The organism is Micromonospora cabrerizensis, assembly GCF_022230955.1.
GTDB lineage: Bacteria > Actinomycetota > Actinomycetes > Mycobacteriales > Micromonosporaceae > Micromonospora > Micromonospora cabrerizensis.
This window is the reverse complement of sequence record NZ_JAKKFI010000103.1, coordinates 95,532-101,913: the sequence shown is the minus strand read 5'-3', so window position 1 is coordinate 101,913 and position 6,382 is coordinate 95,532. Positions and strand designations below refer to the sequence as shown.

Below are 6,382 nucleotides of genomic sequence, written 5' to 3'. Positions count from 1 at the left end.
TCGCGGCCGGCCTCGCCGTGCTGGTCGGCGTCGGCGCCCTGCTCGCCGAGGGTCACCTCGGCACACCGAGCGCACCCAGCTCGCCGCAGGTGGCCGCCCCGCCGTCGTCCTCCGCGCCCAAGCCGACGCCCACAACGCAGTCGCCGACGCCGGCGGCGCCCTCCACGCCCCGACCCAGCGCCACCACCGCGCCGCCGACCGTCGGGCAGCAGGTGCCGGTCAGCCTCCGGGAGGTGACCAGCGGGTTCGCCGCCGTCCTCACCAGCGCGGTGGCCCGCGGTGACGTCGACCGCAGGACCGCCGAAGATCTGCGCGACGACCTCGCCGACGTGAGCCGCCACAGCAGGGACCGGGCCAAGCGCGTCGCCGACCTGCGGGAACGCATCGCCGAGCTGGTGGAACGCGACGAGCTGGCAGCGCGGACGGGTGCCCAGCTCGACGCCCTGCTCGCCCAGACCAGCAGCTTCACCACCGACCGTACGGACGACTGATATCCCCGTCGATCCCGCTGGCATGATGTCCCGATGCGGACACGTCTGATCTTCGTGCGACACGGCGAGTCGCTCCACCAGCTCGAAGGAATCGTGGGCGGACCACGTGGCTGTCGGGGTCTCACCGCCCTCGGTCACGAGCAGGCACACGATCTCGCCAACCGGCTCACCACCGAGGTCGCCGCCGACCGGCCGGTGGCGGTCTACTCGTCCGTGCTGCGAAGGGCGGTCGAGACCGCGCAACCGATCGCCACGGCCTTCGGCATCCGGCCCGTGGCCGACTGTGGCCTGTGCACCTGGCACACACCCCCGTACGCCGACGGCCTGCCCACCGCCCGCTTCCGCACCGAACACGCGGTGCCCGGCGGGGGAGTGTTCCGGCCGTTCGAGGAGGGAAACGAGAGTTGGGCCGAACTGGTGGTCCGGGTCAGCCGCGCGATCATGGAGATCGCACACCGGCACCGGGGCGCCACAGTGGTCCTGGTCGGTCACAGCGAAACCGTCGAGGGCGCGTTCCACGCGCTCGCCGCGCAGCCGGTCTTCCGGGCGTTCGACCTGGACGTGCCCCCGGCCTCGATCACCGAGTGGACCACCGACCACGACCCCGGCGGCTGGCCGCCGGCCCGCTGGACGCTGCGCCGCTTCGGTGACGTCGGCGGCTGGGCTAAAGCGTGATCCAGTACCGCCGTGCCGGGCCGAGCTCGGTGTCCCGGACGCCCTCCAGGACGCCACCGCAGCGCTCGATCGTTCTCGACGACGCGTCGTTGCCCGCCTCGCAGACCAGCAGCACCCGATCCAGGCCGAGCGCCCGCGCCTGGACGAGCATCCGGCCCAGCGCCCAGCTCGCCAGCCCCCTGCGGCGCGCGGACCGGCGGATGCCGTAGCCGATGTGGCCGGCGACCCGCAGCAGATAGTCGTTGAGCTCGTGCCGCAGCGCGATCCCGCCGAATACACGGTCGTCCTCGACGATCCACCGGTACGTGCACGGCACGCGACCCGCGTCCAACGGCTGCGCCGGATCCGGCCCGTCGGTCAGGCGGGCCACCCAGGCCGCGAACCCTTCCGGCGAGCGCACCTCGTCGGTCGACCGCAGCCCGAAACCGTCCTCGTGGAGACCGGGGCCCCACTCGTCGTGCGCCTCCAGCCAGGCGGCGTGCAGACGGACGGTGGGCGCCAGCAACTCGGGCATGGCCCCGACGGTATCGGTCCGCAACCCGGCAGGCACACGACGGATCTCGCCGGCACGTCGTGACCGCCCATCGGTTTCCGCCGGCCGTAGTCTCACCGACATGACGACACCGCAGACACACACCCTCGCCGTACCCGGCGTCGACCTGGTCTACGACGTCCGCGGCCCGCTGCCCCCGTCCGGCGGGCACCCCGTGCTGCTCATGATCGGTCAACCGATGGCGGCGGAGGGCTTCACCGCGCTCGCCCCGCACTTCACCGACCGCACCGTCGTCACCTACGACCCGCGCGGGCTCGGCCGCAGTGTCCGCACGGACGGCCGCATCGACCACACGCCGCAGCAGCAGGCGGCCGACCTGCACCTGCTGATCAAGGAGCTCGGCGCCGGCCCGGTCGACCTGTTCGCCAGCAGCGGCGGCGCGGTGACGGCACTCGAACTCGTCGCGACGTACCCGCGCGACGTCGTCACGTTGGTGGCGCACGAGCCACCGATCAACGCGGTGCTCCCCGACGCCGGGGCAGCCGAGCGTGCCCGGGCCGGCTTCTACGAGGCGTACCAGGCGAAGGGCAGCGGTGCCGGCATGGCCGCGTTCATCGCGATGACGTCGTGGCAGGGCGAGTTCACCGATGCCTACTTCAACCAGCCCACGCCCGACCCGGCGATGTTCGGCATGTCGACCGACGACGACGGCACCCGCGACGATCCGCTGCTGTCGCAGAACTCGTGGGCGATCACCGACTACCGGCCCGACGCGGGCCTGCTCACCGCGGCACCGACCCGGATCCTCATCGCGGTCGGCGAGGAGTCGACGGGGACGTACTGCGCACGGACGGCCCTCGGCATGGCGGCCCTGCTCGGTCAGGAGCCAGTGGTGTTCCCGAGTCACCACGGCGGCTTCCTCGGGGGTGAGTTCGGCTACGCGGGCAAGCCCGAGGAGTTCGCGGCACGGCTGCGGGAGGTGCTGGACGCCGGCTGACCGCCCGCGCTACTCCGCCAGGAGTTGCTCCCGCAGGATCTCGGCGTGCCCGCAGTGCTGCGCCAGCTCGCGCAGCACGTGCAGGTACACCCAGCGCAGCGGCAGCGGGCCGCGTCGGTTGCCGCGCAGCACGTCGTCCAGGCCCAGCGACGCCGTCGCGCGCCGGGAGGCCTCGCACGCCTCACGGTGCGCTCGCTGGACCGAGGCGATCGTGTCGTCGTCACCGAGGACGAACGACTCGTCCGGCGTCGCGGGAATGCCGATCTCGGAGCGGGGCCGACACGTGACAGCCTCGTCGAACCAGACCTTCTCCACGAACGTGGCGTGCTTCACCAGACCCAGCAGCGTGGTCCGGGACGGCACCAACGACCGGCGCGCCTGCTCCTCGGTCAGCCCGTCCAGGTAACCGTTGAGCGCCCTGCGGTGCTCGTCGACGAACGTCTCGATCTGCGCCCGCGCCGGCTGGTCGATGACATCGTCGGCGAAGGTCGGGGGAAAGGCTGTCATTCCCGAAGCATTCCAAGGTCATCGCCGCCGTGCAAACAGCACACTCAGCCAAAGGAGAGAAGAGCGCCGCGCTCGTCGAAGCGGGCGGTGCCCGCCCAGGCGATCTCCCACCGGTTGCCCTCCGGGTCGGCGATGTAGCCGGAGCGCCCACCCCAGGACCGGTCGGTCGGCTGCGCCACCACCGTCGCCCCCGCCGCGACGGACGCCGCGAAGGCCGCGTCGACCTGCTCGGGGCTGTCGACATTGCAGGCCAGGGTGACGCCGGACCAACCACCGGCCGGCGCCGGTGCTCCCGGCGCCGCCTCGGCGGCCAACTCCGGCAGCGGGTACAGCGCGAACAGCACACCGCCGAGCAGGAAGGCCGACCAGTCGTCGTCACTGGCCGGCAGCTCGGGCCACCCCAACGACCGGTAGAACGACCGCAGCGCGGCGATGTCGCGTGCTGCCAGCGTGACCACTGACAGTCGGGAGGGGACGGTGCTCATGAGCTGATCCTGCCCGAGGCGTACGACAGCGGCCAGGCGTCGCCGTTCAGTCGGCGCGGCCGGAGAAGTGGTCGGCCAGCACCGGCGCCAGCACCTCGTCCGAAACGCCGTGCCACTCGCCGGGCAGGGTGCGGTGCCGACCTGCAGGCAGCTTCTCGGCCACCCCCTGTGCCCAGCCTCGCAGCCGTGCGTCGCTCTGCGCACTGTTGAGCACCAACGTCGGGATCGTCAGTGTGGTCAGCGCCTCGGCCGGCAGGGCCGTGAGCAGGGTGAGGTCGTAGACCAGCGTGTGCGCCAGGGCTTCCATGGCCGGCCAGCCCGGCCCGTCGCGCATGGCGTCGACGAACTCCGCCGGCACCCCGATGCTGCGCTGGAAGTGCAGCACCGCATCGCCCCGCCGGCCGGCGGCGACCAGCTCGGTGATGTCCGCGGCCAGGTCCGGCTCGTCCGGCGACCGCTCGCCCTGCTCGAACGGCGGCTCCAGCACGGCCAACCGGGTGACCGGCAGCCCACTGGCCGCGGCCAGCAGCGCCAGCACCGCACCGGAGGAGAAGCCGTACAGGGCGGCCGACGCGCCGGCCACGTCGTCGATCAGCGCACGAAGATCCTCGACCTCCCGCTGCGGCGCGTACGGCACCGTGTCGGTGCTCTGCCCACGGCCCCGCCGGTCATAGGTCAGCACGGTGAACTCCTCGGCCAACTGGGCCGCCAGAGACCTCATCGGACCCATCTCGCGGAACCCGCCCGCCGCGTCCACCAGGATCACCGCAGGGCCGGTGCCGCTGCGCTCGTACGCGATGGTGGTGCCGTCCGCCGAGCGGACCGTGCCGGTCGTCGCGGCCTCGCCCATGGCCTCTCCTCGTGTCGATGACGGTGGCCCCACGGTAGGCGATGGGTCCGACGTCGACAGCCCGTTCAACCGAGTCTGACGCTGACCGACTCGCCCGGCTCGGTGCCCGCACGCCCGACCACCTCGCCCTGCGGCGTCCAGACCCCCGACCGCCCGGCCGCCTCGGTGAAGCCACCGCCGGTCGAGCCGGCGAAACTCGCCACCGCCACCCAGACCCCGTGGGCGGTGACGATCCGCCGCACCCGCTGGTCCGTCACGGCGGCGTCGCGCGCGGACTCCAGGACACCCGCCGCGTAGACGTCGATCCCGAGCGCCGCGGTGCGCTGCGCGTGGGCGGCGACGCCGGTGTCCCTGCAGACCGCCAACCCGACCCGCCAACCGTCCACATCGAGCACCACCGGCACGTCGCCTGGTCGGAACCGGCGGGCCTCCGCGTCGCCCAGCCACATCTTCCGGTACGCCACCGTCACGCCGGCCCCGGTCACCGCCAGCACCGCGATGTGGTCGCCCGCGATCGGCGCACCGGCCAGGGCCAGCGTGCCCGAGTCGGCGCACGCCTCGACCAGCGGCGCCAACCGCGGGTCGTCGACCGACACGACCGGGGCGTCCAACTCGTACCCAGTCAGCGACAGCTCCGGAAAGACCACCACCCGGGCACCCGCCGCGCGGACCGCGGCGGCGTGCGCCCGCGCGTTCGCCGCGACATCCAGGGGTACGCACAGCGGCTGCGCCACCGCGAGCCGCAGTGGGGTGCGGGTTTCCGCACCCCCGCGGTGGGGGTCGAGCCGCGCAGCCGGGTGGTCGGCCCCATGGTTGGCTCTCAGGATGACTTCGTAACGTGGGCGCATGATTCGAACGTCCCACGCCGTGTTCGCCACCGGAACCCCCACCGCTGCGGCCGAACCACCCCAGGATGGAATGGTCGGCTACGTCAGTGACCTGGTGGAACGACTCGGCGGGCCGGGTGCCGGCCTGGCGGTGGCGCTGGAGAACCTCTTCCCGCCGATCCCCAGCGAGGTGATCCTGCCGCTGGCCGGGTTCGTCGCCGCCCAGGGGCGGATCAGCCTGATCGGTGCGATCTTCTGGACCACACTGGGCTCGGTGGTGGGCGCGCTGGCGCTCTACCTGATCGGGGCGTCGCTCGGCCGGGACCGGATGCGCGCCATCGTGGCCCGACTGCCGCTGGTGAAACTCGCCGACGTGGACCGGACCGAGGCGTGGTTCCTCCGGCACGGCGTGAAGGCGGTCTTCTTCGGCCGCATGATCCCGATCTTCCGGAGTCTGATCTCCATCCCGGCCGGGGTGGAGCGGATGCCCGTCGCCACGTTCCTGCTCTACACCACGCTGGGCAGCCTGATCTGGAACACCACCTTCGTGCTCGCCGGCTACCTGCTCGGCGACAACTGGCATCTCGTCGAGGGGTATGTCGGCGTACTCCAGAACGTGGTGATCGTGGTCTGCGTGGCGGGGTTGGCCTGGTTCGTCGGGTCCCGTGTGCTGCGGGCACGACGTGCCGCCCGCAACCCCGAAGCCGACGACGTCGACGCCGGCCGGTCGGTCGGCATGTCTGGTGGGTCCGGCCCGGCTGGTGGCTTCGGGGCCGAAGGTGGGTTCGGGGCCGATGGTGGGTTCGGGGCCGAAGGTGGTTCTGAGGTGAATGGTGGGATTGGGGCCAGCGGTGGTGTGCGTGATCCGGGTGGTCGCGGGACGCTCTACCGCAGCGGTTCGTGGGGCTCGGACCAGCGGTAGGCTCTTGATCGACTCGGCTCTGATCGACTCGGCTTTCAGGAAGTCGGGGCATCCAGGCGCCTTGGATGCCCCGACTTCCTTGAAGACGAGTGGATCATGTCCGGTCCGGCAGGCTCATGACTGCCGGCGCGGGGG

General features: G+C 72.3%; 8 protein-coding genes and 1 pseudogene. 4 read left to right on the top strand and 5 right to left on the bottom strand.

Annotated features, from left to right (window positions below):
* Together LADH09A_RS27825 and LADH09A_RS27820 are read left to right on the top strand one after the other, a co-directional pair.
* Positions 1-491, top strand: a pseudogene (locus LADH09A_RS27825) (serine/threonine-protein kinase); the annotation flags it as partial.
* 33 nt (positions 492-524) lie between these two features.
* Complete coding sequence (locus LADH09A_RS27820; RefSeq protein WP_238648626.1) at positions 525-1,166, top strand: histidine phosphatase family protein; 642 nt, start codon at positions 525-527, stop codon at positions 1,164-1,166.
* On the opposite strand, the gene LADH09A_RS27815 is transcribed toward LADH09A_RS27820, so the two are convergent.
* Positions 1,156-1,680, bottom strand: coding sequence for a GNAT family N-acetyltransferase (locus LADH09A_RS27815; RefSeq protein ID WP_238648624.1), 525 nt, complete (start codon positions 1,678-1,680; stop codon positions 1,156-1,158). The two genes, LADH09A_RS27820 and LADH09A_RS27815, sit on opposite strands and share 11 nt — an antisense overlap.
* Positions 1,681-1,780: 100 nt before the next feature.
* Here LADH09A_RS27815 and LADH09A_RS27810 point away from each other — a divergent pair, with 100 nt between their 5' ends.
* Positions 1,781-2,656 carry an alpha/beta fold hydrolase gene (locus tag LADH09A_RS27810; RefSeq protein ID WP_238648622.1) on the top strand — a complete coding sequence of 292 codons (876 nt, stop codon included), beginning with the start codon at positions 1,781-1,783 and terminating at the stop codon, positions 2,654-2,656.
* 9 nt (positions 2,657-2,665) lie between these two features.
* Here the strand turns inward: LADH09A_RS27810 and LADH09A_RS27805 are convergent, their stop codons facing one another.
* The 4 genes from LADH09A_RS27805 to LADH09A_RS27790 all read right to left on the bottom strand — a co-directional run bounded on the left by LADH09A_RS27805 (position 2,666) and on the right by LADH09A_RS27790 (position 5,346).
* The gene (locus tag LADH09A_RS27805; protein WP_238648620.1) at positions 2,666-3,163 is read right to left on the bottom strand and encodes a DinB family protein; all 498 of its coding nucleotides are present in this window, start codon (positions 3,161-3,163) and stop codon (positions 2,666-2,668) included.
* A 44-nt stretch (positions 3,164-3,207) separates the two neighbouring features.
* Positions 3,208-3,648, bottom strand: coding sequence for a VOC family protein (locus LADH09A_RS27800; protein WP_238648618.1), 441 nt, complete (start codon positions 3,646-3,648; stop codon positions 3,208-3,210).
* Between the two features lie 46 nt (positions 3,649-3,694).
* Positions 3,695-4,498 carry an alpha/beta fold hydrolase gene (locus LADH09A_RS27795; RefSeq protein WP_238648617.1) on the bottom strand — a complete coding sequence of 268 codons (804 nt, stop codon included), beginning with the start codon at positions 4,496-4,498 and terminating at the stop codon, positions 3,695-3,697.
* Positions 4,499-4,563: 65 nt separating this feature from the next.
* Entirely contained in the window at positions 4,564-5,346 is a 783-nt protein-coding gene (locus LADH09A_RS27790; protein WP_238648616.1) for a carbon-nitrogen hydrolase family protein, read from the bottom strand.
* Between LADH09A_RS27790 and LADH09A_RS27785 the strand changes: the two genes are divergently transcribed.
* Positions 5,345-6,247, top strand: coding sequence for a DedA family protein (locus LADH09A_RS27785; protein WP_238648615.1), 903 nt, complete (start codon positions 5,345-5,347; stop codon positions 6,245-6,247). The two genes, LADH09A_RS27790 and LADH09A_RS27785, sit on opposite strands and share 2 nt — an antisense overlap.
* Positions 6,248-6,382 lie beyond the last annotated feature (135 nt).